General features: G+C 73.7%; 19 protein-coding genes. 12 read left to right on the forward strand and 7 right to left on the reverse strand.

What is annotated here, in order from left to right; translation table 11 throughout:
• Positions 1–34 precede the first annotated feature (34 nt).
• A complete protein-coding gene (locus tag HEK131_RS16750; protein WP_244335911.1) occupies positions 35–529 on the reverse strand; it encodes a metallophosphoesterase family protein in 495 nt (164 codons plus the stop codon).
• A gap of 88 nt (positions 530–617) precedes the next feature.
• Here HEK131_RS16750 and HEK131_RS16755 point away from each other — a divergent pair, with 88 nt between their 5' ends.
• Entirely contained in the window at positions 618–1055 is a 438-nt protein-coding gene (locus HEK131_RS16755; RefSeq protein ID WP_217462269.1) for a MarR family winged helix-turn-helix transcriptional regulator, read from the forward strand.
• Between the two features lie 50 nt (positions 1056–1105).
• Positions 1106–1690: a hydrolase gene (locus HEK131_RS16760; protein ID WP_217462270.1), complete on the forward strand. Its 585-nt coding sequence runs from the start codon at positions 1106–1108 to the stop codon at positions 1688–1690.
• Positions 1691–1760: 70 nt separating this feature from the next.
• Here the strand turns inward: HEK131_RS16760 and HEK131_RS16765 are convergent, their stop codons facing one another.
• Together HEK131_RS16765 and HEK131_RS16770 are read right to left on the reverse strand one after the other, a co-directional pair.
• Positions 1761–2030, reverse strand: a complete 270-nt coding sequence (locus tag HEK131_RS16765) for a hypothetical protein (RefSeq protein ID WP_217462302.1) — start codon at positions 2028–2030, stop codon at positions 1761–1763.
• 137 nt (positions 2031–2167) lie between these two features.
• Positions 2168–4621 (reverse strand): SpoIIE family protein phosphatase, encoded by a 2454-nt coding sequence (locus HEK131_RS16770; RefSeq protein ID WP_244335912.1) that lies wholly within the window; start codon positions 4619–4621, stop codon positions 2168–2170.
• Positions 4622–4862: 241 nt separating this feature from the next.
• Here HEK131_RS16770 and HEK131_RS16775 point away from each other — a divergent pair, with 241 nt between their 5' ends.
• Positions 4863–7004, forward strand: coding sequence for a SpoIIE family protein phosphatase (locus tag HEK131_RS16775; protein WP_432215704.1), 2142 nt, complete (start codon positions 4863–4865; stop codon positions 7002–7004).
• Between the two features lie 113 nt (positions 7005–7117).
• Here HEK131_RS16775 and HEK131_RS16780 read toward each other — a convergent pair whose 3' ends face one another.
• Complete coding sequence (locus HEK131_RS16780) at positions 7118–8557, reverse strand: S1 family peptidase (RefSeq protein ID WP_244452045.1); 1440 nt, start codon at positions 8555–8557, stop codon at positions 7118–7120.
• Positions 8558–9213: 656 nt separating this feature from the next.
• Here HEK131_RS16780 and HEK131_RS16785 point away from each other — a divergent pair.
• The 4 genes from HEK131_RS16785 to HEK131_RS16800 all read left to right on the forward strand — a co-directional run bounded on the left by HEK131_RS16785 (position 9214) and on the right by HEK131_RS16800 (position 15393).
• Positions 9214–9429, forward strand: a complete 216-nt coding sequence (locus tag HEK131_RS16785) for a hypothetical protein (RefSeq protein WP_030805100.1) — start codon at positions 9214–9216, stop codon at positions 9427–9429.
• A gap of 108 nt (positions 9430–9537) precedes the next feature.
• Entirely contained in the window at positions 9538–10344 is an 807-nt protein-coding gene (locus HEK131_RS16790; protein ID WP_244335914.1) for an HlyD family efflux transporter periplasmic adaptor subunit, read from the forward strand.
• Positions 10341–12575 (forward strand): NHLP family bacteriocin export ABC transporter peptidase/permease/ATPase subunit, encoded by a 2235-nt coding sequence (locus HEK131_RS16795; protein WP_279614255.1) that lies wholly within the window; start codon positions 10341–10343, stop codon positions 12573–12575. The genes HEK131_RS16790 and HEK131_RS16795 overlap by 4 nt, the downstream gene beginning before the upstream one ends.
• Before the next feature lies 1 nt (position 12576).
• Positions 12577–15393: an NHLP bacteriocin export ABC transporter permease/ATPase subunit gene (locus tag HEK131_RS16800; protein ID WP_217462275.1), complete on the forward strand. Its 2817-nt coding sequence runs from the start codon at positions 12577–12579 to the stop codon at positions 15391–15393.
• Positions 15394–15631: 238 nt separating this feature from the next.
• Here HEK131_RS16800 and HEK131_RS16805 read toward each other — a convergent pair whose 3' ends face one another.
• Entirely contained in the window at positions 15632–16054 is a 423-nt protein-coding gene (locus HEK131_RS16805; protein ID WP_244335915.1) for a subtilase-type protease inhibitor, read from the reverse strand.
• Positions 16055–16506: 452 nt separating this feature from the next.
• Between HEK131_RS16805 and HEK131_RS16810 the strand changes: the two genes are divergently transcribed.
• A complete protein-coding gene (locus HEK131_RS16810) occupies positions 16507–18081 on the forward strand; it encodes a purine-cytosine permease family protein (RefSeq protein ID WP_244335916.1) in 1575 nt (524 codons plus the stop codon).
• 17 nt (positions 18082–18098) lie between these two features.
• Here the strand turns inward: HEK131_RS16810 and HEK131_RS16815 are convergent, their stop codons facing one another.
• Both HEK131_RS16815 and HEK131_RS16820 read right to left on the reverse strand, forming a co-directional pair.
• On the reverse strand, positions 18099–19007 hold the full coding sequence (locus HEK131_RS16815) for a hypothetical protein (RefSeq protein ID WP_244335917.1): 909 nt from the start codon (positions 19005–19007) through the stop codon (positions 18099–18101).
• Positions 19004–19423 carry a hypothetical protein gene (locus HEK131_RS16820; protein ID WP_244335918.1) on the reverse strand — a complete coding sequence of 140 codons (420 nt, stop codon included), beginning with the start codon at positions 19421–19423 and terminating at the stop codon, positions 19004–19006. The genes HEK131_RS16815 and HEK131_RS16820 overlap by 4 nt, the downstream gene beginning before the upstream one ends.
• Before the next feature lie 142 nt (positions 19424–19565).
• Here HEK131_RS16820 and HEK131_RS16825 point away from each other — a divergent pair, with 142 nt between their 5' ends.
• The 4 genes from HEK131_RS16825 (at position 19566) to HEK131_RS16835 (ending at position 25552) form a co-directional block, all read left to right on the forward strand.
• On the forward strand, positions 19566–22946 hold the full coding sequence (locus tag HEK131_RS16825; RefSeq protein WP_244335919.1) for a CHAT domain-containing tetratricopeptide repeat protein: 3381 nt from the start codon (positions 19566–19568) through the stop codon (positions 22944–22946).
• Positions 22947–22984: 38 nt separating this feature from the next.
• Positions 22985–24130, forward strand: coding sequence for a tetratricopeptide repeat-containing protein (locus HEK131_RS16830; RefSeq protein WP_244335920.1), 1146 nt, complete (start codon positions 22985–22987; stop codon positions 24128–24130).
• Between the two features lie 79 nt (positions 24131–24209).
• A complete protein-coding gene (locus HEK131_RS30145; protein ID WP_279614256.1) occupies positions 24210–24335 on the forward strand; it encodes a hypothetical protein in 126 nt (41 codons plus the stop codon).
• Positions 24336–24382: 47 nt separating this feature from the next.
• Positions 24383–25552, forward strand: a complete 1170-nt coding sequence (locus HEK131_RS16835; RefSeq protein ID WP_244335921.1) for a lactate 2-monooxygenase — start codon at positions 24383–24385, stop codon at positions 25550–25552.
• Positions 25553–25562 lie beyond the last annotated feature (10 nt).

Below are 25562 nucleotides of genomic sequence, written 5' to 3' on the forward strand. Positions count from 1 at the left end.
CTCCGATCCCGCGCGCCGAAGCGGGGGCGCGGGGCTACGGGAGGGTGTGCGTGGTGACGTCGGTGAGCGCGCCGCCGGCCACGGTGGCGGTCATGTACGTGGCGTGCGGCTGGCGTCGGCGGTCGGTCGGGGAGCCGGGGTTGAGCAGGCGGAGGCCGCCGGGGGCGACGGTGTCCCAGGGGATGTGGCTGTGCCCGAAGACCAGGACGTCGAGGCCGGGGAAGCGGGCGGCGCAGCGGACCTCACGGCCGGTGGCCTGGCCGGTCTCGTGCACCACGCCGAAGCGCAGGCCGTCCAGCTCCGCGTACGCCACCTCGGGGAGCCGGGCGCGCAGGCCGGGGCCGTCGTTGTTGCCGTACACGCCGATCAGCCTGTGGCTGCGGGACTCCAGCAGGTCGAGGGTGGCGGTGTCCACCCAGTCACCGGCGTGGAACACCACGTCGGCGTGCGGGAGTTCGGCGAGCAGGCGGTCCGGGAGCCGCTTGGCGCGCTTGGGCAGATGGGTGTCGGACATGAGGAGGAGGCGCACGTCACCAGCGTAGGGACGCGGCAATGGACAGGTAAAACTGAACAGTCCGGACTGGACAGCCTGGGCTGATCCTCCTTACGGTGGCCGCATGGTCCACATCTCCGGCTCGGCCGCCCGCGCGGCACGCGATCTGCGGGTGGTGTTCAGCCGGCTGCGGCGCCGTATCCGTGAGGTGGCGCGGGACGCCGATCTCACGCCGCCGCAGGAGTCCGCGCTCTCCCTGGTCGGCAAGCACGGCGCGGCCACGGCCAGCGCCCTCGCCGCGGCGGAGGGCGTGCGCCCGCAGTCCATGGCGGCCACGCTCGCCGCGCTGGACCAGCAGGGGCTGATCCGCCGCGCCCCCGACCCGGACGACGGCCGCCGGCAACTGGTCACGCTCACCGAGGCGGGCCGGGCCCGCGTGGAGGGCAACCGGCAGTTGCGCGAGGAGTGGCTGGCCCGCGCCTTCCAGGACCGGTTCACCGAGGAGGAGCGGGAGACGGTCCTGACCGCGCTGGAGCTGCTGGAACGGCTGTCGCGCCCCTGAACCCGAGCCCTTGTGGCCCGCCCTGCTCACCCCCCTCGAAAGGCCGACGCATGTCCGTCACCACGCTCGACCCCCGTACCGCCCTCGTCGTGATCGACCTCCAGGCCGGCATCACGGCGATGCCCGTCCAGCCGCACACCGCCGCCGACGTGGTGGCCCGCAGCTCCGAGCTGGCCGACGCCTTCCGCGCCCGTGACCTGCCCGTGGTGCTGGTCCGGGTCTCCTTCGCCGCCGACGGCGCGGACGCCGTCCCCGGCCGCACCGAGCGCCAGGCGCGCGGCCTGGCCTTCCCCGAGGGCTGGGACATCATCGTCGACGAGCTGGCCGGGCACCCCGGTGACATCCAGGTCACCAAGCACAACTGGTCCGCCCTGTTCGGCACCGACCTGGAGGTGCAGTTGCGCCGCCGGGGCGTCACGCAGATCGTGCTGACCGGCATCGCCACCAGCATCGGCGTGGAGTCCACCGCCCGTGACGCGTACGCGGCCGGGTACAACGTCACCCTGGCCACGGACGCCATGTCCGACGCGGACGCCGACGCGCACACCAACAGCGTGGAGCGGATCTTCCCGCGCCTCGGTGAGAGCGGTACGACGGCGGAGATCCTCGACCTGCTGGCCAAGACCCACGCCTGAGCGGCCGTGGCGGGGCGGGCCCTGCGTCCTGTGCGAACAGGGTGCCGGGCCCGCCCGTCCTGCCGTGCGGTCAGTCCCCTGCGGCCGCGGCCCGCTCGACCTCGGCCTCGACCTCGGCGCGGGCCCGCCCGGTGTCGCGGGCGTACTCGTTCAGCGCGGTCTGCACGTCGCGGGCCAGGTCGCGCCAGGCGCGCAGGGCGGTCTCGTACGTCCCGGACTGCGCCCCGGTCATGCCCCGTTCGGCCGGGGGGCCGTAGGTGTCGCGCAGTTCGTCCACGGTGGCGTGCGCCGCGGCGGCCGCGCGCTGCTTCTGGACCAGTTCTTCGAAGGTGTGTGCCACACCAACCGACCCTAGGCTCGCCGGGCGAACCCGCCACTCGGGACCGCCGTCCGCGCCGTCCTCCGGGGTCCGTCCGCGGGCGTCGTCGTCCGTCTCGTCGTCCGTCTCGTCAAGGTCCCTCATCCCCCACCCGTCCCTCACACCTCGTCCGTCACCAGATCCGCCCAGACCTGTTTGCCACCGCTGACCGGAACGGTTCCCCACGCGTCGGAGACCGCTTCGACCAGCAGGATGCCCCGGCCGCCGGTGGCCTCCCAGCCGACGCTGGTCGGCTTGAGGGGTCCGCGCGGCGAGGAGTCGGTCACCGCGATGCGCAGCCGGCGGCCGACCAGGCTGAGATCGACCCGCACCTGCCCCTCCGTGTGCACGAGGGCGTTGGTGACCAGTTCGGACACGATCAGCAGGGCGGCGTCGGCGCTGTCCCCCGGCAGGTCCCAGGCGCGCAGGGTGCGGCGGACGAAGCGCCGGGCGTGCCGTACCGCCTCAGGGACCCGCCACACGCTCCAGCTCTCGCGGCGCGGGCGCACGGCCATGCCGTCGTAGCGCACCAGCAGCAGCGCCACGTCGTCGCCCCGGTGGGCGCCCGCGAGGAGGGCGTCGGCGGTCTGTCCCAGGTGGGCGGGGTCGGCGGCGGCGAGGTCGCGGGCGAGCCGGTCCATGCCGGTGTCGAGGTCGGTGCCGGAGGATTCGACCAGGCCGTCGGTGGTGAGCGCGAGGACCGTGCCGGGTCTCAGTCTCAGCGGGGTCATCGGGTACTCCGCACGGGTGAGCACGCCCAGCGGCGGACCGCCCTCGGCCTCCACGATCTCCGTACTGCCGTCCGGGTGGCGCAGCACCGGCTGGGGATGTCCGGCGCGTACGCACAGCGCGGTGCCCTGCTCCATGTCGATGTCGACGTAGACGCAGGTGGCGAAGAGGTCGGTCTCCATGTCCAGCAGCAGCCGGTTGGCGTGGGCGACGACCACGTCGGGCGGGTGTCCCTCGGCGGCGTAGGCGCGCAGGGCGGTGCGCATCTGGCCCATGAGGGTGGCGGCGCCCGCGTTGTGGCCCTGGACATCGCCGATGACGAAGGCCACGTGGTTGTCGGCCAGCGGGATCACGTCGTACCAGTCGCCGCCGACCTCCAGCCCTTCGGTGGCGGGCAGATAGCGGGCGACCGCCTTGGCGCCGGGCAGCCGGGGCAGCCGGTGCGGCAGCAGGGTGCGCTGGAGCATGCCGACGAGTTCGTGCTCGGCGTCGAAGGCGTGGGCGCGGCGCAGGGCCTGTCCGGCGAGGGCGGCGCAGGCGGTGAGCAGGGCGCGCTCGTCGGGGGCGAACTGGTGCGGGCGGTCCCAGCCGATCAGGCACGCCCCGGCCATCCGGCCTCCGGCGGGCAGCGGCAGCACCGCGAGTCCGCCGGGCCCGACCCCGGCGAGGCCCGGTTCCAGGGCGGAGCCCGCGGGCCAGACGTGGGCGCGGCCGTCGCGCAGCGCGGCGGCGAGGGCGGGCATCGCGCGCACGGGCGCGTCGGGCCACTCGCCGCGCCATTCCGCCCGCCAGAGTTCGGGCCACGCCTCGGGTTCGGGCGGGTCGAGGACGGTGACGACGAGCCGGTCGTTCTCCAGTTCGGCCAGGGCGATGCGGTCGGCGCGCAGGGGTTTGCGCAGCGCGTCGACGACCGCCTGGCCGACGTCCTTGACGGTGCCCGCGGTGGCGAGATCGGCGGCGAGGCGCTGGACGCGGGCCACGTCGGTGACGTCGGAGCGGAGCTTGGAGACGTCCGCGACGGTGCCGACGAGCCGGGCGGGCCGGCCCTCGCCGCCCGGCAGGGGCCGGCCGCGCAGCCGGAGCCAGCGGGGCACGCCGGAGGGCTGGCGGACGCGGAACTCCAGCTCGCGTTCGCCGAGGGACATGTGGTCGGGTTCGACGACGGACATCAGCGCGGGCAGGTCCTCGGGCACGGTGAGCCCGAGCAGGGTCTCCACCTTGCCGTCGAAGTCGTCGCGCCCTATGCCGAAGAGCCGGAGGATCTCGTCGCCGACCTCGACCCGGCCGGTGTCCATGGCGAGGCTGAAGGCGTCGGCGGCGAGTTCACGGGTCTCGGCCGGGCCGGGCTCGGGAACGGCGACGGCGCGGGCGATCAGTTCCAGCGCGGCTCTCTCGTCGGAGCCGAAGCCGCCGGGCCGTTCCGCGACCGCGAGCAGGCAGCCGCCGCCCGGCCCGGCGAGCGGCAGGGCGGCCAGCGAGAAGTCCGGGGACGGTGTGCGGCGGCCCTCGGCGCGGTCGGCCACCTCGCTCGGGCCGAGCCAGAGGGGCCGGCCGGTGCGGTGTGCCTCGGCGACCGGCGCCGCGCCGTCGGCGGGATAGCCGTCGCGCAGGCCGTAGAGGGTGCGGGGCAGACCGACGGACTCCCTCAGGCGCAGCACGGCGGGGTCGTCGCCGGGGGCGTACACGCCGGCGAACGCGGCGCCCGCGAGGACGAGTGCCTGTTCCAGGACGCGGCGGAGCCGGTCCTGGGTGGTGGGTGCGGCCATGAGTGTGGCGAGGACGTGCTCGGCACGCCCGGCTCCCGTTCTGCGCACCGCAGCACCCTCACTCGCCACGTTGGCCATTACAGCGCGTGCGGGCGCGTGGCGCAGCCCCTGTGCACCGACCGCGCGCGGTTTTTCCCTTCCGCTCGATTGCCCCGAAAGCCCCGGAGGCGTACGTATCCGCTCGTTCCGTGCCCCGGCATGGGCATCCCCGGAAGGGGTACTCGGACGTATCACCAGAAGTGGGACTCGTCCGCAGGTCAGGGGCGTGCGGTGGCCCCGCGCACGCGGCCGCGGTCTGGGAGAGGGGCCGTACGAGGAGGTGGTCGGCGTGGCCGACACGCCGGGGCCCGCGCGGGAGCCCCCGGTGGCCGGCGGGGCCGGACGGCCCCTGCTCCCGGTCGCCCTGGCCGCGATGATGGACGACGTGGGCGCGCACTCGGGCGCGGTCTACCTCCTCAGGCCGGACGTGCCGGTGCTGGAGATGGCGGTGATGGCGGGCCTGCCGCGGGCGTTCGCCGCGCCCTGGGAGCGGGTCGGGGTGAGCGCGCCGATCCCGGTCGCGGAGGCCGTACGGCTTCGGCGGCCGGTGTGGGTCTGCGGCGGGGAGGAGATGGCGCGCCGCTATCCCCGGATCGCGGTGGTGCTGCCCTACCCCTTCGCGCTGGCGGCGCTCCCGCTGGCTACGGAGGAGACCGTGTACGGCGCGGTGTTCGTGACCTGGCCCGCCGGGCACGGCACGGAGCTGTCCGAGCGGGAGCGGACCCTGCTGACGGCGGGGTGCGAGCGGCTGACACGGCTGCTGGAGCGGGCCACGGCCGAGGACCGGACGCCGGGTCCCGAGCGCGATCAGGTGGCGTCGCCGGACGCGGCCGTCGTGGACACGGCGGGCCCGCAGGAGGCGGCGCGGATGGTGGCCCGGCTGCCCTACGGGCTGGTGTCCATGGACCTGCACGGCCGGATCGGGCACGTCAACGCGGCGGCCGCCGAACTGCTGGGCCGACCCGCGGACGAACTGCTGGGCACCCTGCCCTGGGTGTCGGTGCCGTGGCTCAACGACCCGCTGTACGAGGACCGTTACCGGGCCGCGCTGATCAGCCGCCGCCCGACCTCGTTCGTGGCGCTGCGGCCGCCCGGTCACTGGCTGTCCTTCCGGCTCTACCCGGGCAGTTCCGGGCTGAGCGTGCGGATCACACGGGTCCGGGCGCTCTCGGAGCGCACGAGCACCCCGGCCGAGACCGGGCCGCACCGGCTGGTGACGATCTCCCGGCTGCTGAGCCTGACGGGGGCGCTGACCGAGGCGGTGGCGGTGGACGACCTGATCCAGCTCATCGCGGACGAGGTGGGTCCGGCGGTCGGCAGTCACGCCCTGGTGCTGCTCGCCTCCGAGGAGGGCCGGCTGCGGGTGCTCGGTCACCGCGGCTTCCCCGACGAGCGGGTGGTGCGGTGGTTCGACGGGATGCCGCTGAGCGAACGGACGCCGGGTACGCAGGCGTTGAGCAGTGGGGTGCCCGCGTTCTTCGAGTCGGTGGAGCATCTGGAGCGGCTGTATCCCGTGCGGCGCGAGACCCGCGACGGCTTCGCGGCCTGGGCGTATCTGCCGCTGGTCGCCTCCGGACGCCCGGTGGGGACGTGCGTACTGGCCTACGCGGAGCCGCACTCCTTCCCCGCCGAGGAGCGGGCCGTACTGACCAGCCTCGGCGGTCTGATCGCCCAGGCGCTGGAGCGGACGCTGCTGTACGACGCCAAGCACCGGCTGGCGCACGGCCTGCAGGAGGCGCTGCTGCCGCACTCGCTGTCCCCGCCGCCCGGCATCGAGGCGGCCGCGCGCTATCTCCCGGCGACGCGGGGCATGGACATCGGCGGCGACTTCTACGACCTGGTGCCGACCCGGCCGCAGGCGTCCGCCGTCATCGGCGACGTGCAGGGGCACAACGTGACGGCGGCCGCGCTGATGGGCCAGGTCCGCACCGGCGTCCGCGCGTACAGCGCGGTGGGGCAGTCGTCGGGCGAGGTGATGAGCAGCATCAACCGGCTGCTGATCGACCTCGGCAGCGAACTGTTCGCCAGTTGCCTCTATCTACGCCTCGATCCGGCGCACGGCCGGGCCGTCATGGCGCGGGCCGGGCATCCGCCGCCGCTGCTCAGGCTGCCGGACGGCCGGGTACGGGTGCTGGACCTGGCCGGGGGCCCGCTGCTCGGCATCGACCCGGAGGCGGCGTATCCGACGACGGAGGTCTCGCTCGCGCCGGGTTCGGTGCTCGCCCTCTATACGGACGGCCTGGTGGAGTCGCCCGGTGTGGACATCGAGGACGCGCTGACCGACCTGGGCGCGCTGTTCTCCGAGGCGGGGGGCGGTCCGCTGGAGGAGGTGGCGGACGCGCTGGTCCGGCACGGCACGGCGGGCCGGGACCGGGTGGACGACGTGGCGATGCTGCTTCTCCGGGCGCGGGACGGGAATTGAGCCCCGGCACACGGACGGTCCGGCCCTCCCGCCGGAGGGCCGGACCGTCCCCGCCCGCGGCCGCGGTGCGGCCGGGCGGGGCATGGGGTGCGGCTCAGTGGTGCCGCGGTGGGTCAGTTGGACCCGGTGAGGGAGGAGGTGCCGCCTCGGTGACCGGAGCGGCCGTGGTGCTTGGTGCCCTGCTGGTCGGCCGCCGCGCCCTGCTCGTCGGCACCGGCGCCCGCCTGCTCGTCGGCACCCGCGCCCGCGCCGGCCTGGTCGTCGGCGCCGCCGCCGATCTGGTCGCCGCCCGCCTGGTCCCCGGCACCGGCCTCGTCACCGGCACCGGCCTCGTCACCGGCACCGGCCTGGTCACCCGCGCCGGCCTCGTCACCCGCACCGGCCTCGTCACCGGCGCCCGCCTGGTCACCCGCGCCGGCACCGCCGTCGCCGAGGGTGGCGCCGGTGGCCGCGAGGGCGGTGGTGACCGGCTGGAAGAAGGTCTCGCCGCCGCTGGTGCAGTCGCCGCTGCCGCCGGAGGTCAGGCCGATCGCCGCGCCCTCCTGGGTGAACAGCGAGCCGCCGCTGTCGCCGGGCTCGGCGCACACGTCGGTCTGGATGAGGCCGGTGACGGTGTCGACGCCGTTCGGGTCGGTCTCGCTCTGGAAGTTGACGGTGGCGTCGAGGCCGGTGACCTGGCCGTCGTGCAGTCCGGTGGTGGAGCCCATGCGGAACACGGCGGAGCCGACCGTGGCCTCCGCGGCCTGGGTGATCTGCACGATCTGGCCGTTGCCCGCGTTGACCTCGCTGGGCGCCTCGGTCGCCGGGTCGTCGTACTTGACGAGCGAGAAGTCGCCCTCACCGGGGAAGGTCGCCTGGTCCACGGTGGCGAGGGGCTGGCCGGTCTCGGAGTCGGACCACTGCTTGGCCGCGACCCCGCAGTGACCGGCCGTCAGGAAGGCCGGGCTGCCGTCGGCGGCGGTGACGTTGAAGCCCAGGGAGCAGCGGACGTTGCCGCCCTGCACCTGGGAGAAGATGGCGTCGCCGCCGGAGACGAAGGTCTTGAAGGTGCCGCCGGTCTTCTTCAGCGTGGCCGTGCCGGAGCCGAGACCGTCGACGGTGGACTCCAGCCGGTCCCACTTGGCGCCGGTCACCGTGCTGTCGGCGCTGACGATCACCTTGTTGGTGCGCGGGTCCACGGCCCAGGCGGTGCCGGGGATGGCCGCCTTGGTCCGCAGGGTCTTCGCGGCGGACTGGAGGTCGGCGGTGCTGTTCTCCACCTGCCGTACGACCGCGCCCGCACTCTTCGCACGTGCGACGGCGTCACCGTCGCCGACGGCGTTGACGACGAGCTGCCGCTTGGCGCTGTCGTAGTAGGAACCGGCGAACTGGCCGCCGAGGGACTGCTTCAACTGGGCGGCGAGCAGCGTGGCGTCGGTGGCCTTCAGGGGCTTCACGGTGCCCGTCGCGGCCGTGCCCTCGTCCTGGGACGCCATGGCGTTGGGCAGCAGAAGGGCTGCCGCTCCGAGCGCCGCCACACCGCCCACCGCTATCGCGGCCTTGCGCTTGGGCATTCGCTTGTGACTCAACTTCTCGACCTCCTGGGTACGGGGGTCTGCCGCTGTCGGGCAGTTCGTAGGGGGGTGCCGGCTGGCTACAGGTACGGGCGGTTCACCCGGCGCGTTCAATTCCAATTGCCAACTTCGTTGTGTGCGTGGGGAATCAGCCACGACGGCGCCGGATCCGGCACCCAGGCACCCCGGTCACGCCGAGTCACCGGCGCATCACCCTCCGCCCAGCACATGGAGCGGAATCCCCGCTTCAGGGAATCTGCACATCCCGCGCCCAACGAGGTCACGTCCGAGGGGGTTTCCGCACCGGCGCACGTGTCCCGGACACGCGTTTGGTGAGGTGTGCCGGATTCGCGTTACCGGCGGTAGTGGAGACGGCGCGACGATGGCGCGGGGAATGTGAAGGAGCGCCAGGCGCGACGTGCGCACGCCTGCACGAATGACCCCTACTGTGCGCCGAACTCGCTGGTGAGAGCCCTGAGTAAGTGGAATCGGGCGCGGCGTGCGTGCTTTGATCCATCGCATCGCGGGGCCCGCCCCAGGGCTGCCGGAGACGGCGGCCGGAAGGTCCGGGAACCCCTCGCGGTCGCGGCCGTCATCTGTCCCCAGAGGGGGCCGCTCTCCCCCTTGTGAAGACCCATACGAAGGGAAGTTCCATCATGAACTCCACCCCCCGTGTCGAGACCGTCGAGATCTCGGACGCCGAGCTGGACAACGTTTCCGGCGGCCTGTCCGTGAACGCCCTCTCCACCGTGACCGGCGCCGTCAACGGCATCGCCCCGGTTTCCGGCCTGGTGGACACCGCCGTCGGCACCGTCGAGGGTGTCACCGGCCTCAACACGGCCCCGGTCACCGGCCTGGTCGCCGGTCTCTGACCGCACCTCGGTGTCACCGAGAGTCCCGGACCCCCTCGCGGGTCCGGGACTCTCGGGCGTCCCGAAACACTTCCGTGCCGTCGTCTCTCCTCGGGTGAGGGAAGTTCCGTGCAGTTCCGCCAACAGGCCCTCGCCAAGCTCCAGTCGCCGGAGGATCTCGACCTCCCGGTGCGACTGGCACGCCCGCAGGGGTGGCTCGTCCTCGGAATCACCGTCGTCGTGATGGCGGCAGCCTCGGTGTGGGCGGTGACCGGTTCGGTCGCCTCCACCGTGAGCGCCCCGGCCATCCTCACGCACGGGCAGGGCAGTTACATCCTCCAGAGCCCCGTGGCCGGTCAGGTCACCGGCGTGCTCGCCAAGCAGGGCCAGCACCTGCCCGCGAACGCGCCCGTGCTCAAGGTCCGTACCGCGCAGGGCGATTCGGTGATCCGTACCGTCGCGGCCGGCCGGGTCACCGCGCTGGCCGCCACCATCGGGCAGATCGTGCAGACCGGCGCCGACGTGGCCGCCGTGGAGAAGGTCGCCCACGACTCGGACCCCTTGTACGCGACCGTCTACGTCCCCGCCGAGAACGCCGCCGCCATCCCGGCCCACGCCACCGTGGACCTGGCCGTGTCCTCCGTACCCGCCGAGCGCTACGGCGTGCTGCGCGGCCGCGTGAAGTCGGTGGACCGCGCGGCGCAGTCCGCCCAGTCGATCGGCGCGTTCCTCGGTGACAGCCAGCTCGGCCAGCAGTTCACGCGCAAGGGCCGCCCGGTCGCCGTCCTCGTCACGCTCGACAAGTCGGCTTCCGCGAAGAGCGGTTACCGCTGGTCCTCGGCCGGGGGGCCGCCCTTCGGGCTCGACTCCATGACCCTGGCCTCCGGTTCGGTCCACCTGACCGACCAGCGTCCGATCGATTGGCTGCTCCCGTGACCACCCCGACCGACACCGCGCAGGAGAACCGCGGCCGCAGACGCGCCGCGCCCGCCCGCCGCCCGGTGCCCAAACCCCGTGGCGGCACGGTCCGTACGCCCACCGTGCTCCAGATGGAGGCCGTCGAGTGCGGCGCCGCCTCCCTGGCCATGGTGCTGGGCCACTACGGCCGCCATGTCCCGCTAGAGGAACTCCGCATCGCCTGCGGTGTCTCCCGCGACGGCTCACGCGCGAGCAACCTGCTCAAAGCGGCCCGGAGTTACGGGCTGACCGCCAAGGGCATGCAGATGGACCTGGCGGCGCTCGCCGAGGTGCGCGCCCCGGCCATCCTGTTCTGGGAGTTCAACCACTACGTCGTCTACGACGGCATGGGCCGCCGCTTCGGACGGCGCGGGGTGTACATCAACGACCCCGCCAAGGGCCGCCGGTTCGTGCCCATGGAGGAGTTCGACGGCAGCTTCACCGGTGTCGTGCTGGTGCTGGAGCCGGGCGAGGACTTCAGCAAGGGCGGCCGCAAGCCCGGTGTGCTCGGCGCGATGCCCGCCCGGCTGCGCGGCACGGCGGGCACCCTGCCCGCGGCGGTGCTGGCGAGCCTGCTGCTGGTCGCGGTGGGCGCGGCGGTGCCGGCGCTCAGCCGCACCTACATCGACATGTTCCTGATCGGCGGCCAGACCTCGCTGCTCGGCGTGCTGTTCGCGTCGATGGCGACCTGTGTGGCGCTGACCCTGGTGCTGACCTGGCTCCAGCAGGCCAATCTGCTGCACGGCCGGATCATCTCCTCCACCCTGTCCAGCGCCCGCTTCCTGCGCCATCTGCTGCGGCTGCCGGTCACCTTCTTCTCCCAGCGCTCCCCCGCCGACCTGGTGCAGCGCCTGCAGTCCAACGACCAGGTCGCCGAGACCCTGGCCCGCGACCTCGCGGCGGCGGGCGTGGACGCGATCGTGGTCGTGCTGTACGCGGTGCTGCTGTACACCTACGACCCGCAGCTCACGTTCGTCGGCATCGGTGTGGCGCTGCTGAACATCGTGGCGATGCGGCTGGTGATCCGGCTGCGCGCGACCCGTACCGCGAAGCTGCGCGCGGACACCGCCCGGCTGACCAACACCTCCTACACGGGCCTTCAGCTCATCGAGACGATGAAGGCGACCGGCGGGGAGGACGGCTACTTCCGCAAGTGGGCCGGGCAGCACGCGGCGACGCTGGAGGAGCAGCAGAAGCTCGGGGTGCCGAGCGCCTGGCTGGGAGTGGTCGCGCCGACGCTGGCCACCTTCAACAGCGCGCTGATCCTGTGGATCGGCGGTCTGCGGGCGATCGAGGGGCACATCTCGGTCGGTCTGCTGGTGGCGTTCCAGGCGCTGGTGGCCCGCTTCACCGCGCCGCTCACCCGGCTCAACGGCGTGGCGGGGCGCATCCAGGACTTCGCGGCGGACGTGGCCCGGCTGAAGGACGTGGAGAACTTCCAGGCCGACCCGCTGTACGCGCGTCCCGGCGGCTCCGACGACACCCGCAGGCTGCGCGGGCACGTCGAGCTGGAGGGCGTGACCTTCGGCTACAGCCCCCTGGACAAGCCGCTGCTGGCCGAGTTCGACCTGACGGTGGGGCCGGGGCAGCAGGTGGCGCTGGTCGGCGGTTCGGGCAGCGGCAAGTCGACGGTGTCCCGGCTGATATCGGGCCTGTACGCACCTTGGGAGGGCGTGATCCGGATCGACGGGCGCCGTCTCGAGGACATCCCGCGCGGCGCGCTCGCGGCCTCGGTGTCCTTCGTGGACCAGGACGTGTTCCTCTTCGAGGGCTCGGTCCGCGACAACGTGGCGCTGTGGGACCCCTCGATCCCGGACGAGGCCGTGGAGGACGCGCTGCGCGACGCCGCGCTGTACGACGTGGTGGCACGCAGGCCGGGCGGGGTGCACAGCAAGGTCGAGCAGGACGGCCGGAACTTCTCCGGCGGCCAGCGGCAGCGGCTGGAGATCGCGCGGGCGCTGGTGCGCCGCCCCAGCATCCTGGTGCTGGACGAGGTGACCAGCGCGCTGGACGCGGAGACGGAGCTGACCGTGATGGACAACCTGCGCCGGCGCGGCTGCGCCTGCGTGGTGATCGCCCACCGGCTGTCCACGGTCCGCGACAGCGACGAGATCGTGGTGCTCCAGCACGGCACGGTCGTGGAGCGGGGCAGGCACGAGGAGCTGGTGGCGCGCGGTGGCGCGTACGCGGCGCTGGTCAGGGAGCGGTGAGATGACGTCCACGCACGACGGTGATCTGGTGCTGGGCGCCCTCGGCTCGCTGGGCACGCGGGTCGACTGCGCCGGGCTGAACCGGCTGGATCTCGAAGGACCGCAGGTGCTCTGGCTGGTGGCGGCCGGCGCCCTCGACCTGTTCGCGGTGGACGCCGCCGAGCAGGGCCACTGGCACCACCTGGGCCGGCTGGAGGCGGGCGCGCTGCTGCTGGGCCCGGTCGCCGGCCCCCAGCACTCCCTGGTGGCCCGCCCGGTGCGGGACTGTGTGGTGCACCGGGTGAACCTGCGCGAGCTGTACCAGGGCGCGCACACCGAGACCTGGTCGTACGACGAGTACGGCAACCCGCAGTACGTGCCGCCCTCCTCCAGCCCGCTGGAGTACGCCCTCGCGCTCGGCGTCGGCCGCGGCCTGTCGGTGCTGTTCCAGGCGCCGCTGACCGAGGACCGGTCGGTGGCGCCGTCGGACGACGACGTGTTCTGGATGCAGGTGCCGCCGGGCAGCGCCCAGTACGGCTCGATGTACGGCGCGGAGGCCGCCGCCGACCTGCTGATGGACCCGGCGCTGTGGCAGAGCCTGGTCGACCAGCAGTACCGGCTGCTGACCGCGCTCGACCGGTGGATCGAGCAGTTGGAGCGCACCCACGAGACGCGTGCGGCCGCCGGTATCAAGGCCGGTGAGGCGGTACGCGCCCACGCCGACCAGACGCTGCTCGCCTCCATCGGCAAGCGCTCGGCCCGGCGGACGACCGCGGCCGACGCGGACGCCGGGTACGCGGCCTGCAAGCTGGTCGCCCAGGCGGCCGGGATCACGCTGGCCGATCCGGCGCGCGGCATCGGCGAGAGCGAGCGGCTGGACCCGGTGGAGCGGGTGGCGCTGGCCTCGCGGGTGCGCATCCGGGCGGTGCGCCTGGAGGGCCGCTGGTGGCGCGAGAACGTGGGCCCGCTGGTCGGGCACCGGGCGCTGTCCGGGGCGCCGGTGGCGCTGCTGTGGCGGCGCGGCGGCTATGTCGCCGTACAGCCGGCGACGGGCCGGGAGACGCCGGTGGAGAAGGCGAACGCGGAGGAGTTCGAGCCGCGTGCGGTGATGTTCTACCGGCCGCTGCCCGAGCGGCGGCTCGGCCCGCTGGGCCTGCTCAGGTTCAGCCTGGGCGGGACGCGGAACGATCTGCTGAACCTGCTGCTGGCCGGGCTGGTCACGGTGGTGATCGGCGCGCTGGTGCCCATCGCCACGGGCAAGGTGCTCGGCGAGTACGTGCCGCAGGCGCGGGAGAACCTGATCGCGCAGGTGTGTCTCGCGGTGATGCTCAGCGGGGTGGTGTCGGCGGCGTTCACGCTGCTGGAGAACCTGACCATCCTGCGGCTGGAGGGCCGGATCGAGGGTGCGCTCCAGCCGGCGGTCTGGGACCGGCTGCTGAGGCTGCCGACCCGGTTCTTCAGCGGGCGCTCCACCGGTGAGCTGGCGAGTGCCGCGATGGGCATCAGCTCGATCCGGCGGCTGCTGGCGGGCGTCGGACCGGTGGTCGCGCAGTCGGTGACGGTCGGCGCGATGAACGTCGGCCTGCTGCTGTACTACAGCGTGCCGATGGCACTGGCCGCGATCGGGATGCTCGTGGTGATCGCCGCGGTCTTCCTGGGGCTCGGGCTGTGGCAGGTGCGCTGGCAGCGGCGGCTCGTGACGCTCGGCAACAAGCTGAACAACCAGGCGTTCCAGACCCTGCGCGGTCTGCCCAAGCTGCGGGTGGCGTCGGCGGAGAACTACGCGTACGCCGCGTGGGCCCGCGAGTTCGCGCGCAGCCGGGAGCTCCAGCAGAAGGTCGGCCGGATCAAGAACCTCAGTTCGGTGCTGGGCGCGGTGTATCTGCCGATCTGCACGCTGGTGATGTTCATGCTGCTGGCGGGTCCGGCGAAGGGCGCGATGTCGGCGGCCTCGTTCCTCACCTTCAGCACGGCGGTGACGATGGTGCTGACCTCGGTCACCCAGCTCACCGGCGCGTTCGTGTCGGCGGTGGCGGCGCTGCCGCTGTTCGAGGAGATCCGCCCGGTGCTGGACGCCACCCCCGAGGTGCGGGCGGGGAACACCCGGCCGGGACCGCTGACCGGCGCCCTGGAGGCCCGGCGGCTGTCCTTCCGGTACTCCGACGACGGCCCGCTGGTCCTGGACGACGTGTCCTTCTCGGTGCGTCCCGGCGAGTTCGTCGCGGTGGTCGGACCGAGCGGCTGCGGCAAGTCGACCCTGCTGCGCCTGCTGATCGGCTTCGACAAGCCGGTCTCCGGCAGTGTGCTGTACGACGGTCAGGACCTGGGCGCGCTGGACCAGTCGGCGGTGCGGCGCCAGTGCGGGGTGGTGCTCCAGCACGCCCAGCCGTTCAACGGTTCCATCATGGACGTGGTCTGCGGCACCGAGCCGTACACGCCGGAGGAGGTCATGGCGGCCATCGAGCTGGCGGGCCTCGCGGAGGACGTCCAGCGGATGCCGATGGGGCTGCACACCATCGTCGCCGGCAGCGGCGCGGTCTCCGGCGGGCAGCGCCAGCGGCTGATGATCGCGCAGGCGTTGATCCGCCGGCCGCGCATCCTCTTCTTCGACGAGGCGACCAGCGCCCTGGACAACGACACCCAGCGCACGGTCATCGAGTCCACCCGCAAGCTGAACGCCACCCGGGTCGTCATCGCGCACCGGCTGTCCACCGTGATGGACGCCGACCGGGTGGTGGTGATGGAGGACGGCAAGGTGATCCAGCAGGGCACCCCCGCCGAACTGCTCGCCGACACCGGCGGCCGGATGCACGAACTGGTGCGCAGGCAGATGGCGTAGGCCGTGTCCGCGAAGTCCGGCCTGGCTCGACTTCGCGTACACGGCCTCGGAGAGGGATGTGCCGCTTCCCGGCGAGGCCCCCCACGGACCTGGCCGGGAAGCGGCTGTGGGTCCGGAAGGCGGCGGCCCCACTCCGCCTCACCCTCCCGGCGCGGGATCGCCGGTTGCTCCGCTCCAGGGGCCGCACTCCCCATTCGTGAAACCGACCCTGCGGCACGGAGCCCGTGCGATCCCGGTCTTAGAACGCGAAGACGCTGCTGCCGAGCGCGTCCTTCGCGCAAGCGTTGCCGAACGTGCGCTCGTAGGCGACCCGCTGGCCCTGCCAGACACCCTGGACGGTGACGACGACGGGGTCGTACAGCCGGGTGCAGTGGACATCGGCGCGGGCCTTGAGGGCGTTGAAGTCGCCTCGTATGCCGCGCAGTTCGGCACAGGCTTCCGCCGCTGCCGGGTGGGTGCCGGTGGCCGTCGGGGCGCAGCTCAGGGTGACGGCGCGCTCCGGGGTGACCGTGGTCGCGCTGTCGCCGTGGCCGGTGGTGAGGACCAGTGCCGAGGGCGCGTACAGGGAGGCAGGCGCGGCTACGGCGGAACCGGTCAGGTGTCCGCAGACGGCGGCGGCGGTGAGGCCGAGGGCCGCGGCCCAGCGCGCGGTGTTCCGCATGGTGTGCATCCTTCCGCTCGATCATTGAGGGTGTGCCGGCCGGTGCCCGGTGGGGCGCCGCAGCGGCGAGCGCCACTCTGCCGAGTCCGCAGCCGGAACACACATCCCACCCATGACTTTCAGTAACATTGCGTATTGAATCAGTGGCGCGAAGTCACGGAATTCGAACACGTCGGCCCCGCAACGCCGGGGATTGCGAACACGCGCACCGGTCCGATGGCCGGAACTCACCGCCTGAGCAATCGGCCTGAAACATTCCGCTCCCCCGCGCGGGGGCCGCTTTCACGATCCGCCCGTGACACCTTCACGATTCCTCGCGTTCGCACGGGTTTCGCCGGACCGGGTGGGTGGGCGAACCCTCCATCGGGGCGGTCCTTGATGGATGAAACATCCCCTGGCCCCACGTCCCGATCCGGCCGTACCGTCGGCAGCCCCCGTCCCTGGAGCCTCTGTTGACCCATCAGCCCACCGACTCCCCCGCTCAGGCTTCCTCGCTCACCGAGGTCGAGCCCTACGGTGTCGAGCGCATCCCCGACGAGGAGCGCACCGCGAGCCCGTCCGACCTGTTCCGGGTCGCGTTCGGCGGCGCCAACACCTTCTCCACCTGTGTGCTCGGGGCGTTCCCGGTCCTGTTCGGGCTCTCCTTCTGGCAGGGCCTCGCGGCGACGGTCCTCGGGGTCCTCGCGGGCGCTCTGATCCTGTGTCCGATGGCCGTGTTCGGCCCGGTGAACGGCACCAACAACGCGGTGTCCTCCTCGGCGCACCTGGGTGTGCACGGCCGCGTGGTCGGCTCCTTCCTCTCCCTGCTGACGGCGGTGGCGTTCTTCTCCATCTCGGTGTGGAGCTCGGGCGACGCCCTGGTCGGCGGCGCGCACCGGCTGTTCGGCCTCTCCCGCGGCCCGCTCTCGTACGTGGTCGCGTACGCGCTGTTCGCCGGGCTGGTGCTCGCGGTGTGCGTGTACGGGTTCCGGTTCATGCTGTTCGTCAACAAGATCGCGGTGACGTCGGCGACGGCGCTCTTCCTGCTCGGCGCGGTCGCCTTCGCGGGTGACTTCGACCCGTCGTACGCGGGCTCGTTCACGGCCTCGGCGGACGCCGCCACGCAGGCGATGTTCTGGCCCTCGTTCATCGGGGCGGCGCTGATCGTGCTGTCCAACCCCGTGTCGTTCGGGGCGTTCCTCGGCGACTGGTCGCGGTACATCCCGGCAAACGCCCCGCGCCGGAGGGTGGTCGGGGCCGCGTTCCTCTCCCAGGTGGCCACGCTGCTGCCGTTCGTCTTCGGTCTGGCCACGGCGAGCATCATCGCCACCAAGGCCCCGAAGTACGTCGACCCGGCCGCGCCCGACTTCGTGGGCGGACTGCTGGCGATCTCGCCGAGCTGGTTCTTCTTGCCGGTGTGTCTGCTCGCCCTGATCGGCGGCATGTCCACGGGCACGACCGCGCTCTACGGCACCGGCCTGGACTTCTCCTCGGTCTTCCCCCGGCTGTCGCGGGTGCGGGCGACGCTGCTGGTCGGCGTGGTGTCGATCGCGTTCATCTTCGTCGGCCGGTTCGCGCTGGACCTGGTCCGGTCGATCTCCACCTTCGCCACGGTGATCATCACCTGCACCACCCCGTGGATGGTGGTCATGATCCTCGGCTTCTTCACCCGTCGCGGCTGGTACGACCCGGACGCCCTCCAGGTCTTCAACCGCCGCCAGCGAGGCGGCCGTTACTGGTTCACCCACGGCTGGAACTGGCGCGGGATGACGGCATGGTGGGTGTCGGCGGTGCTCGGCGTCCTCTGCACCGACATCCCCGGCCAGTTCGTGGGCCCGCTGGGCGACCTGGCGAACGGCGTCGACATCAGTCTGCCGCTGTCGCTGGCCGTGGCGGCGGTGCTGTACCTGTCCCTGCTGTGGCTGTTCCCGGAGCCTCGGGCGGCCTACGGGCCCGAGGGCGCGCGGTGGGTGCGCACGAAGGAGGCGCCGGTGCCGCCGATCACGGGGGCCGCGGAACACCCCGCCCTGACCGACGCCCTCCTCTGACCGGGGCTCGCGCCACCTCAGTCGGGCTTGCTCAGCAGCCGGGTCACCTCCTCCCCCGTCTCCGGGGTGAGGCGGCCCTCGCACTCCAGGCCCAGCGCCTGGGCCAGGTCCTTGCCGTGGAGGTCGACCAGGGCTTCCGCCAGCTCCGCGAAGGACTCCGCCGCCGTGCGGCCCCGTACCACCCCGGTCGCCGCCGTGACCACGCCGACCAGTGCGGCGGGCCACCACCACACGGCCAGCAGGAGGTAGGCCGCACCCCAGGCCGCAAGGCGGGCGGCGGCGCTCAACGCTGCGCGGGCGGTGCCCAGTTCGGCGCGGGTGCTGTCGGGGGCGAGCAGCCACAGGTGGGGCCAGGCGACGGTGAGGTCCACCCGGTACGCCCGCCACACGCGCCGGTCCGGGGCGGTGACCCGGTCTCCGGTCCAGCAGGGGTGGTGTGGCGCGGCCAGGCCGATCTCGTTGCGGCGGGCGTAGCGGGCCTCCGCCTCGTCCGCCAGGGCCTCGGCGTCGGCCGCACCGCCCAGCCTGGCCCGGCCGGCCGCGACCAGCGCCGTGCGGTAGGCGTGGTCGGCGGCCCGCCACCGGCGCAGCCGGCGCGCCGTGAGCCACCGGGTCACCGGACCGCGCGGCCCCGCCAGCCAGACCCGCTCGACCAGCGCGCCCAGCGCCTGCGCGCCGGTGCCCGTCAGCGCGGCCCCGGCCAGCACACCGACCGCCACCACCGCGAGCACACCCGCACTGTGCGCCCCCGGCGCGGCGGCGAGAGCGTCCAGGCGTTCCCGCAGCCGCCCGGTGTCCCGCCAGTGCCGCTGGCCCAGGGTGACCGCGGTGGCCAGCGCGACGAGGTACACCAGGCCGGGGATCGCCAGCAGGGCCAGCCAGCGTTCCGCCAGTTTGCCGCCGAGCGCGTTGAGGAACGCGGTCACGGGCGCAGCCCGATCTCCCGCAGCGGCCGCCCGAAGATCCGGCACTCCGGAGCGGGGCCGCCCTCCGGCGCGGGTGCCTCGACCCGGGCGCAGCATCCGCCCGGGCAGACCAGTACGCGCAGCAGCGGGTGCCCGGCGCCGGGGAACCTCTGGTAGACGGGTGGGGCGTCCGTCCGGTACGAGCCGAGGCCCGCGGTGAACCCGGCGGCCAGCAGCAGGTCCTCCAACTCGTCGAAGTCGTCCTCCAGTTCATCCGGTGACCGTCCACCCCGCACCTCTGCGGTGATGTGCTCGATCAGCAGGCGTCCCTCGGGGCCGAGTTCCGGCGCGTGCGCGGTCGCGGCGAGCCGGTGGCAGAGCGACGCGAGCCGCTCATGGCGCGGCCCGCCGCTCCCGTCGTCGTCGAGCCCGCTCATCGCCGTACCTCCCTGGACCAGCCGACCGGCGACTCAGCATAACGAGGGTGCCCGAGGGACCACTTGGGTAAAATCGGGCCGGGGGACTCACGCGGCGCACGCCACGTACGAGAGCCCGCGGCGACACACACGGGGGCCGGTCATGTCGGACGCGCACGAGGCCGCCGATGCCGCTCTCCGCCAAGTCGGCGCTCTGATCAACGAGTTCGACCGCACCGGTGACCGACGTCCGCTGGACCGCGCGGTCGGGATCTCCCGGGACGCCCTGCGCGTGGCACCACCGGACGGCCGCGTGCACACCGCCTGCGTGGCCGGGCTGCGCACCACCCTCGTGATGCGCTGGCTGGCGTTCCGCGACCGGCGCGACCTCGACGAGTCGATCACCCAGGGGCAGTTCCTCGCGGCCGGCCCGACCCCGGACGAGCAGGATCTCCGCCTCCTGGGCCGCATGCTGGCCGACCGCTACGACCTCACCCGCGATCCGGCCGACCTGGAGGCGGGGATCACCGCGTTACGGCGTGCCGCCGAGCTGCCGCCCATGCGGGGCTGGGACAACCGGCCTTCCCTCCTCGACACCCTCGGCGGTCTGCTGGGCGAGCGCGGCGAGGCGACGGGCAGCGACACCGATCTCGCCGAGGCGGAGCGGCTGCGCCGGGTGGCCCTGACGCTGCTGCCCGGGAACTCCCCGGAGCTGCCGACCGTACGCAACAACCTGGCCGCAGCCCTCCGCCACACCGCCAGGGTCCACCGGGACCCCGCCCGCGCGCGAGAGGCCGTCTACCTGCTCCGCGCGGCCCTCTCCGGCACCCCGCACGACTCACCGCGCCGCCCGCACGCCCTGCTCAACCTGGCCTTGGCATGCCAGACGGCGGCCGAACTCACCTCGGCCGCCGCCGACATCGAGAGCATGGTCGCCGCCTACCGCGCGGCCCTCGCCGGGACCCCGAGGGGCCACCCCCTGCGGGTGCGCACCCTCAACGGGCTGGGGGTGGCCCTCCGGCTGGCGGCCGAGCACACCGAGAGCACCGAGCCGCTGCGCGAATCCGTGGCCCTGCTGAGCGAGGCCGTACGGGAGACCCCCGAGGGCAGCCGGCCGCGTCCGCACCGGCTGAACAGCCTCGGAAACGCCCTGCACCGGCTCGGCGAACGCACCGGTGACGCGGGGCTGCTGGACGAGTCCGTACGCGTCCTGCGCGCCGCCCTCGCCGAGCCCTCGCCGCAGGAGGAGGGCCACTTCGACCGGGTGGCGAACCTCTCCCTGGCCCTGCGCGAGCGCTACCACCAGACGGGCGACCTGGAGACGCTGCGCGAGGCCGCCCGCCTGGCCCGGCTGGCGCTGAGCACCCCCCGCACAGGGAGCGACTCCGACACCCAGCTCTCCAACCTGGGAGTCATCCTGCAGACCTGGTACGAGCGGACAGGGGAAGCGGGCGCCGCCTCCGAGGCCGTGGACGCGGCCCGCCGGGTGCTCGCCCGGACCCCACCGGGCGGCGTGGAGCGGGCCAAGCGGCTGAACCACCTCGGCAACGCCCTGTTCCAGCGGTACGAGTCCGGCGGCGCACCGGCCGACCTGGAGGAGTCCGTCGCCATGCTGACCGAGGCCGTGGAGCGGACGGCGTACGGCGCCCCGGAGCACGCCGACTATCTGCACAACCTGGGCCTGGCCAGGCTCACCGGCGCCCGCGCGGCCGAGGACCCGGTGCTGCTGAACGAGGCGGTGACCACGCTCGGCCGGGCCGTGTGGGCGTCGGCCCCCGGTGCGTCGCACACCGCCGGCCGTCTCCAGTCCTACACGTCGGCGCTGCGCACCCTGCATCTGGTGACCGAGGACCCGGCCGTGCTGCTCGCGGCGGAGGACGCCTACCGGCAGGTCGCCCGGATCACGGCTCTGCCCGCCGCGCAGCGCGTCCGGGCCGCGTACTCCTGGGGCATCGCCGCGGCGGACGCGGGCCGCTGGGAGCAGGCGCTCGAAGGATTCGAGGTCGCCCTCGCCCTGCTGCCGTTCAGCATCACCAGACGGCTGACCCGCGGCGACCAGGAGCACGGGCTGACCAGTGTGCAGGGGCTCGCCGCCGACGCCGCGGCGTGCGCGGTGCAGTTGGGCCGCCTGGACCACGCGGTGCTGCTGCTGGAGCAGGGGCGCGGGGTGCTGCTGGGCCAGACCATCGCGGCGCGCGCCGAACTGGAGCGGCTGCGGGCCGCGCACCCGGAGGCGGCCGGGCGTTTCGCGGAGCTGCGCGACCTCATCGACGCGCTGGACGCCGGGACGGCGGAGGAGGAGAACAAGGAGCACGGGGAGAGCGGGGCGAGCAGAGAGAGCGGGGAGAGCGGGGAGAACACCGACGAGCGGCACGCGCTCGCGGCCCGGTGGGAACGGACGGTCGCCGAGATCCGCGCGCTGCCGGGCTTCGGCGGCTTCCTGGGCGGGCCGACGACCGCCGAGGTGCGGGCGTGTGCCGGACGCGGGCCGGTGGTCGTGGCGTACGCGAGCCCGTACCGCAGCGACGCGCTGGTCCTGCTGCCGGACCGGGTGCTCCTGGTCCCCCTGCCGGGCGCCGGTCCCGCGGCCGTCGAGGCGCAGGTGCGGAGGCTCGACGGCGCGCTCGCCGGTGCGGCCGTGCCGGACGCGGAGCGGGCCGCCCAGGAGGCGGTCGCGGGGGTGCTCGCCTGGACGTGGGACCACGTCACCGGACCGGTCCTCGGCGCGCTGGGGGTGTCCGCTCCGCCGCCGGACGGTGCCTGGCCGAGGGTGTGGTGGTCGCCGGGCGGCCCGCTCGCCGCGCTGCCGTTGCACGCGGCCGGCCACCACGGCGACGGCTCCCGTACGGTGCTGGATCTCGCGGTCTCCTCCTACACGCCGACCGTCCGCGCCCTGGCCTACGCGCGCGCCCGCGCGGCGGGCCCCCCGCCTGCCGGGCGCCTCCTGGCGGTGGTCGTGCCCGACGCCCCCGGTGCCCGCAGGCTCGGCGGGGTGCGCCGGGAGGTGCGGGAGCTGAGCGCGCTGCTGCCGACCGAGGTGGTCGCGGGCCCGCAGGCCACGTTCGCCGGGGTGATGGCGGCACTGCCCGCCCACCCGTACGTGCACTTCGCCTGCCACGGGGTCAGCGAGCCGGACGACCCCTCCCGCGCGCGGCTGCTGGTGCACGACCACCAGGAGCAGCCGCTGACGGTACGTCACATCTCGCGTCTGGAGCTGCCGGACGCCCGGCTCGCCGTGCTGTCGGCGTGCGAGACCGCGCGGGGTTCGGAGCGGCTGGCCGACGAGTCCATCCACATCACCTCGGCCTTCCAGATCGCCGGATACCCGCACGCGATCGGCACCCTCTGGCCGGTGCACGACGCGGTGGCGGTCCGTGTGACCCGGAGCCTGTACCGGCGTCTGCGCGGCGAACACGGCGCCGAGAGCGAGGGGTTGGACGCCGGCCGGGCGGCCCTCGCGCTGCACCACGCCGTCCGGGAGTGCCGGACGGCCTTCCCCGGCAGCCCCAGCCTGTGGGCCGCCCATGTGCACTCCGGGGCGTGAAGCCGCGGAACCGGACGAGGAAAGGAGGGGGTCGGGACATGGCCCTCGGATGGCGCAGGAAGCGCGAGGACGACGAGAAGCGGGACGCCCCCGAACCCGGACCGCCCGCGGCAGCCGACCTGGTCGTCACGCTCATCAACGACGACGGCAGCGAGCAGGAGATCACCCGGGTCGGTCTGCCCCCGCACGAGTTCTACGGCATGCGCGCCAACGCCGCCCACCAGCGGCTCGGCCCGGAACACCCGGACACCCTGCTGGCGTTCCGCGACTACGCCCGCGCGCTGACGCGTATGGAGGGCCGCCAGGAGGAGGCGCGTGAGCGGCTGTGGGACCTGGTGCGCACCCAGTCCCTCACCATCGGCTACGTCCACGAGGACACCCTGACGACCGCCGCCGACCTGGCCGGCCTGATGCATGCCACGGGCGAGCTGGGCAAGTCCGAGGAGGTGTGGCGCAGCGTGTGGACCAGCCGCGCCGAACTCCTCGGCCCGGACCACCCGCACACCCTGGACAGCGCGTCGTCGCTGGCCTCGGTGCTGGAGGACCTGCGCCGGGAACCGGAGGCGGCCGCACTGCGCCGGGACGTGCTGGAACGCCGGAAACGGCTGCTGGGCCCGGACGACCCGGCGGTCCTCTCCGACACCGGCAGCCACGCGGCCGCGCTGGTCAAGGCGGGGCACTGGGCCGAGGCGGAACGCGAACTGCGCTCGCTGGTGGCCCGGTTGGAGCGACGGAACCTCCAGGACGACGACATCGGCCTGGCCGCCCGCGCCAACCTGGGGGCCGCGCTGTGCCGCCTGGACCGGCTGGACGAGGCGGAGGCGGTGATGCGTTCCGTGCTCACCGCCCAGCAGCGCGCCAAGGGCCCGGACCACGGCGACACCCTCTCCACCCGCAACAACCTCGCCGCCGTCCTGCACGCCCGCGAACGCTATGCGGAGTCGGCGCACATCCTGCGCGAGGTCCTGTCCCTGGTGTCCCGCCGCAAGGGCGACAGCCACCCCGACACCGTGCACGCCCGCGACAACCTGGCCAACGTCCTCATCGACAACGGCGACCACCGGGAGGCGAGCACCCTCCTCACCCGCTGCCACGCCGACTACACCCGGGTCTTCGGCCCCCACCATCCCCTGACCCGCACGGCGGCGGAACGACTGGCCTGGCTGCGGGACAACTCGTCCTGACAGCAGCCACCTTGAGTGCCCCGGACCCCCCTGCTAGCTTGACCCGACCTTCCCGCCCACCACCCCCCGGACCACCCACATGCCCCCAGCCGACCGTCTCGGCCTGCTCCGCGAGCCCGACTTCCGCCGACTCTTCGCCGCGACCGCGCTGGGGCAGCTCGGGGACCGGGTCGTCTACCGGTCTCCGGCCCCGCCCACCCCCTGAGGCAGACTGAGCTGGGCATGACACCCCGGACGAGAGGGAGCGGTGGCATGGGCGCTCGGTGGGCCGATTTCCAGTACGAGATCTATCTGAACGGGATGAACGGGACGGTGCCCCGGCTGCCGACCGATCTGACGCGGCTGGCGGAACTGGCGGAGCACCGGCTCGGGCCGGGCCCGGTCGGGTACGTCGCGGGGAGCGCCGGGGACGGGAGCACCGAGCGGGCCAACCGGGCCGCGCTGGAGCGGCGCCGGATCGTGCCGCGCATGCTGCGGGACGTACGGGAGCGGGATCTTTCCGTACGGGTGCTGGGCCGTACGCTGCCCGCGCCGCTGGCCCTCGCCCCCGTCGGGGTGCTGTCGATCATGCATCCGGACGCGGAGTGCGGGGCCGCTCGGGCCGCCGCAGCGCAGGGGGTGCCGTACATCCTGTCGTCGGCATCGAGCACGCCGATGGAGACGGTCGCGGAGGCGATGGGGGACGCCGAGCGGTGGTTCCAGTTGTACTGGGGCAGCGACCGCGAGGTGACCCGGAGCTTCCTGGGGCGGGCGAAGGCGTCCGGCTTCTCGGTGCTGGTCGTCACGCTGGACACCCCGCTGCTGTCCTGGCGCCCGCGCGACCTGGACCGGGCGTATCTGCCCTTCCTGCACGGGGTGGGCACCGCCAACTACTTCACCGACCCCGCCTTCCGCGCAGGGCTGGCCAAGCCGGTGGAGGAGGACCCGAACGCGGCCGTCCTGCACTTCCTCGGCCTGTTCGGGGACGCCGGGCACACCTGGCCGGACCTGGCGTTCCTGCGCGAGCACTGGGACGGCCCCATCGTCCTCAAGGGCATCCTGCACCCGGACGACGCCCGCGAGGCCGCCGATGCCGGGATGGACGGGGTGGTGGTGTCCAACCACGGCGGCCGCCAGGTCGCCGGTTCCGTCGCCGCCGCCGACGCGCTGCCGAAGGTCGTGGACGCGGTCGGCGACCGACTCACCGTGCTGTTCGACAGCGGTATCCGCACCGGCGACGACATCGCCAAGACCCTGGCCCTGGGCGCCCGCGCGGTACTGCTCGGCCGCCCCTACGTGTACGGCCTGGGCCTGGACGGCCAGGCGGGCGTCGAACACGTCATCCGCAGCGTCCTGGCCGAACTGGACCTGACCCTCGCCCTCTCGGGCCACGCCTCCCCCGCCACCCTGGACCCGGGCGTCCTGACGGACGGACCGGACTAGGGCCTGTTCC

This window comes from Streptomyces seoulensis, assembly GCF_022846655.1.
GTDB lineage: Bacteria > Actinomycetota > Actinomycetes > Streptomycetales > Streptomycetaceae > Streptomyces.

Excerpts from the sequence above, each read along its gene's own strand:
- HEK131_RS16755 (WP_217462269.1), top strand. The coding sequence starts at position 618 with ATGGTCCACATCTCCGGCTCGGCCGCCCGCGCGGCACGCGATCTGCGG.
- HEK131_RS16760 (WP_217462270.1), top strand. The coding sequence starts at position 1,106 with ATGTCCGTCACCACGCTCGACCCCCGTACCGCCCTCGTCGTGATCGAC.
- HEK131_RS16770 (WP_244335912.1), bottom strand. The coding sequence starts at position 4,621 with ATGGCCAACGTGGCGAGTGAGGGTGCTGCGGTGCGCAGAACGGGAGCC.
- HEK131_RS16780 (WP_244452045.1), bottom strand. The coding sequence starts at position 8,557 with ATGCCCAAGCGCAAGGCCGCGATAGCGGTGGGCGGTGTGGCGGCGCTC.
- HEK131_RS16785 (WP_030805100.1), top strand. The coding sequence starts at position 9,214 with ATGAACTCCACCCCCCGTGTCGAGACCGTCGAGATCTCGGACGCCGAG.
- HEK131_RS16800 (WP_217462275.1), top strand. The coding sequence starts at position 12,577 with ATGACGTCCACGCACGACGGTGATCTGGTGCTGGGCGCCCTCGGCTCG.
- HEK131_RS16805 (WP_244335915.1), bottom strand. The coding sequence starts at position 16,054 with ATGCGGAACACCGCGCGCTGGGCCGCGGCCCTCGGCCTCACCGCCGCC.
- HEK131_RS16820 (WP_244335918.1), bottom strand. The coding sequence starts at position 19,423 with ATGAGCGGGCTCGACGACGACGGGAGCGGCGGGCCGCGCCATGAGCGG.
- HEK131_RS16825 (WP_244335919.1), top strand. The coding sequence starts at position 19,566 with ATGTCGGACGCGCACGAGGCCGCCGATGCCGCTCTCCGCCAAGTCGGC.
- HEK131_RS16830 (WP_244335920.1), top strand. The coding sequence starts at position 22,985 with ATGGCCCTCGGATGGCGCAGGAAGCGCGAGGACGACGAGAAGCGGGAC.
- HEK131_RS30145 (WP_279614256.1), top strand. The coding sequence starts at position 24,210 with ATGCCCCCAGCCGACCGTCTCGGCCTGCTCCGCGAGCCCGACTTCCGC.
- HEK131_RS16835 (WP_244335921.1), top strand. The coding sequence starts at position 24,383 with ATGGGCGCTCGGTGGGCCGATTTCCAGTACGAGATCTATCTGAACGGG.